Source organism: Vibrio sp. 10N.286.49.E11 (assembly GCF_041469505.1).
GTDB lineage: Bacteria > Pseudomonadota > Gammaproteobacteria > Enterobacterales > Vibrionaceae > Vibrio > Vibrio crassostreae_C.
In genome coordinates this window covers 1,110-1,824 of the sequence record NZ_JBFRKQ010000111.1, presented here as the reverse complement: position 1 = coordinate 1,824, position 715 = coordinate 1,110, and the positions used below count along the sequence as shown (strand labels likewise).

Sequence of the window (715 nt, the reverse complement as noted above, 5' to 3'; positions counted from 1 at the left end):
ACAGGCTTCGCCCTCTGGTATAAACGCCTTGAAAAAGCCAAGTATAAGTGGCCTTCAAAAGAGAAAAATCAGGTGTTTACCCTCACTCAATTTGAGCTTGATAGACTGCTTTCAGGCTTCACAATTATCGGCCACGAACCCATCAAAATAAACGATTTTACAATGAGTTAATCGAGAATAAAGCCTTATTCTCCAAGCGTTAACGGCACGATTTTAGTATAATCAATGCTATGAAAAAGACGCCAAATATCAACCCAGAAAGCCAAGATGTTGCCGAGCTACAAGCGATGGTAGCTGCTCTGATGTCGGAGAAAAATGAGTGGAAACAAGAGCGCCAATCGCTGCTTGAACAACTCAAACTCGCCTTCGACCGTCAGTTCGCGAAACGCTCGGAGGCATTAAAACCTTACGATGAATCACAAGGTGACCTCTTCAACGAAGCGGAATGTGAAGCCGTTAAAGAAGACGAGGTTGAGGTGACAACCACGACCACAACGAAAAAGCGCGGTAAACGTAAACCTCTGCCTAAGACCTTGCCTCGTGAGGTTATCGAACTTGATGTAGACGACCATGAAAAGCAGTGCGCTTGCTGCAATCATAGCCTGCATAAAATCGGGGAAGACCGCAGCGAGAAGCTAGAGTTCACGCCAGCGGTACTCAAAGTGTTGGAATATGTTCGTCCTAAGTACGCTTGCCGCCAGTGCGAGAAAACAGG

At 46.2% G+C, this 715-nt stretch carries 2 protein-coding genes; both read left to right on the top strand.

The features are described from left to right. Positions 1–171, top strand: a 171-nt coding sequence (gene tnpB / locus AB4167_RS21135) for an IS66 family insertion sequence element accessory protein TnpB (RefSeq protein ID WP_136982973.1), incomplete at its 5' end; no start/stop codon positions are given. Between the two features lie 59 nt (positions 172–230). After that, on the top strand, positions 231–715 hold a 485-nt coding region (locus AB4167_RS21130), incomplete at its 3' end, for an IS66 family transposase zinc-finger binding domain-containing protein (RefSeq protein WP_372136975.1).